The following is a 2,679-nucleotide window of genomic DNA, read 5'->3' as shown; positions in this document are numbered from 1 at the left end:
CCTGCAGGGCTTCCACAAAGTGCTTCTCTGCGCCCAAGTATCGCTAAAATTTGGTAGTAGAGGTAGATACTTAGTGAGTGAGTCATTGAGTCTTGACGACCGTACTGGGTCATTTGTTTGTAGCTTGCCATATTGCCATTCCTTTCGTTAAATGTGCTGTTTACTGCTCGTTCTCACCATTCTCTTCTGCTAGGTAAACTCCCTCTTCCCGGATATCATTGTCGCGTAAAATGGGTTTACCGGTGGCGTTTTCGATGAGTTGGAGCAATAGTTCTTTCCTGTGAAGCATGAAGCCACCAAAATCATCCTTATACATGAATTCAGGATCTAGCAGATGTGTGTGCAGGATTCTATCAAATTCTTGCCCTGTTACACCGATCTTTCTTTCAAGTCTGTCCAAATAGCGGCTGGGGGCGTCTCCGCTGATGAATCTGTTTGTGCCCCCGGAAAGCGGTGTTTTATTTATGATACAGTCATATTCATCTGAGGGAATCTTATGCTTATCGCACCAGGCTACCGGAAAAATGTGGTGAATGTCGATCCTCTCAGAGAAATAGTTCTGGATCTCGATCTTGGAATTTGAGAGCCAATCTCGTAAACCCGATCCCAGTAGCAAAGCATATATTCCCTTATAGGCGGCACTGTTTCTTGTCCTCAAAGTATATAAACGAGAAGGGTTAAAATTGGCATCATAGATGGTTTTGGGCTCAGAGCCATTATGGGATATCCAATCCACTACTTGCGGTAGATCGAGGGCGTAACGTGTCTCGTTGGCAGAGCCATAGAGTTCACCAAGCACACCGCACCAGAACCAGCGCATTAGTTTCCGTTTGTTTCCTGCAATATCTACATCACTCCCCAACACTGCTATAATTGCAGCAAAGGGAATTAGCTGAGTGTTATAGGGAAGGTCCCTGGCACTGTAGATATGATTCTCTGCTAGGATCTGGGCTGCCTTGATAAATGCATTGACTATGTCCTGAGCATTACTTCGATAGTCCTCAAGGCTTAAATTTAGCATATCCTTACGCTTACAGCTGACCGCTGGGGATTCATCACTATCAGGATTCATCTTTATTGACATCATTTTCTTTCTGTATCTTGATAGTAACGTCACAGCTTGGATTAGATCTGTATTTTGGGTTTTATCCAGAATCCGATAGGTATTGAATCTCTCTTTTGCGCTTTTCCAATGGTGCTTTAGGTCAAATTCATCTGCAGCGTAGGTCGCTGTCAGTAGCTCAAAAACCGTTAAGACAACGCCACCGGTGTTTACCTTCTCAAATACCTGGCATACCGCTTCTTTCGAGTTTTCTTTTTTCATGATGATCACCGGTAGCATATAATTACCGTAGCTGTTAACTATCTTTTGCTCAAAATCATCCCAGAATTCGCTTTTTTGAGGGTCGTGATTCCAGTACTTGTTATATTGACTACGCCAAAAACTGTATTCATCAAGCATGCAAACCGGATACATCAGGTTCTCATATTCATAATCAGGACGGGATAGATCCAGTTTGACGTCCCTGCCTATGTTTTCGGTGATCTGTTTGTTTTCATTCACTGAGATTATGGCTTCCTCAAGGTCGATACTGGGGTCAAGAGCCATTTTCATGTCGATGTAGTACCAGCGCTTGATTTGGTAGTTCTTTTCGTTACGAGTGGTGACAATCTGATTAGTAACTATGGTCTGGTAAAGCGAAGTAATTCTTTGTTGCCCATCCAAAACCAGATGATCCGGCTCACGTATTGCACAGTTTGAAACACCTTCTATGGGATTGGGTTTGAACCGTACCGAGGGATTACCTGTTTCCAGCAGCATGATAGCTCCGATCGGAAATGATTTGATGATGCTGGCGATAAGACCCTTAATCCGGTTGTCATCCCAGATCCATCCACGTTGAAAATCAGGCAATTGGATCCTGCCTTCATCCACTTGTTTCAATATCTCTCTCAGACTGGTTTTTGTTGAATCGAAAGACTCCATTAGTTTACTCCTTGGATTTATCTATATAAGTAGGCCATTTTCATTATTCCACTTCTCCACGGGGATGATCTCAAACAGACATTCCTGTTCTCGGTTGGCATCTGGGATTTGATCCAATATCACACACTGATAACCATATCTAGATTGTAGTGCATGGTATGGTAGCTTTTACCATCGGAGGCAGTTATTAAAAAATCCTTAATAACTGCGTCTGCCTCTAGCTCACCCTCTGTGAGGATGTTGCGGATATGGATATTGATGTTAGCAACCGTAGTCTGAAACAGCCCTGCCAGTTGCTTTTGGCTAAGCCAGAGGGTCTCGTCCAATAGTCTGGTTTCAATCTGTATGCTACCATCCTGATTGGAGTAGATCAGGAATCTTGGTTCCGCTGTTTTAAGTTCCTTCTTCATAATCCCTCCTTTTTTGATGCGTTCTTCAGTAAACTGGCGATATCGAGATTGATGCTGGTCACAGCCCGGTCAGGTTCTTAAGTGAAGGGCCTGCGAATGTAGTATGGCACCTCATCAATATCTTCATCTCCACGATAAATCTGGAGATAATGAAGAGAACCATCGCTTTTCTTGTAATAAACGGTGTATGCATCTCCACCAATAGGTTCACTGGTGACTATGCGCACTAATCCTCCCGGTTCAATACCCTGAATCAGGGCTCCTGCCTTAATGTCTTCTAAT

The 2,679-nt window shown here is 43.5% G+C and carries 3 protein-coding genes; all 3 read right to left on the bottom strand.

Annotated elements, in window-relative coordinates; genetic code table 11:
- Positions 1-160: 160 nt before the first annotated feature.
- On the bottom strand, positions 161-1,987 hold the full coding sequence (locus tag LHW48_07850; GenBank protein ID MCB5260368.1) for a DUF262 domain-containing protein: 1,827 nt from the start codon (positions 1,985-1,987) through the stop codon (positions 161-163).
- Positions 1,988-2,106: 119 nt separating this feature from the next.
- Positions 2,107-2,397, bottom strand: a complete 291-nt coding sequence (locus tag LHW48_07845) for a cell filamentation protein Fic (GenBank protein ID MCB5260367.1) — start codon at positions 2,395-2,397, stop codon at positions 2,107-2,109.
- A gap of 77 nt (positions 2,398-2,474) precedes the next feature.
- Positions 2,475-2,679, bottom strand: a 205-nt coding sequence (locus LHW48_07840) for a hypothetical protein (protein MCB5260366.1), incomplete at its 5' end; no start/stop codon positions are given.

This window comes from Candidatus Cloacimonadota bacterium (assembly GCA_020532355.1).
GTDB lineage: Bacteria > Cloacimonadota > Cloacimonadia > Cloacimonadales > Cloacimonadaceae > UBA5456.
Note: the sequence above shows the minus strand (reverse complement) of the source record. Positions and strands in the feature narration are given on the sequence as shown.

Bases quoted from the DNA above. Each gene is read 5' to 3' on its own strand.
- LHW48_07845 (MCB5260367.1), bottom strand. From the start codon at position 2,397: ATGAAGAAGGAACTTAAAACAGCGGAACCAAGATTCCTGATCTACTCC.
- LHW48_07850 (MCB5260368.1), bottom strand. From the start codon at position 1,987: ATGGAGTCTTTCGATTCAACAAAAACCAGTCTGAGAGAGATATTGAAA.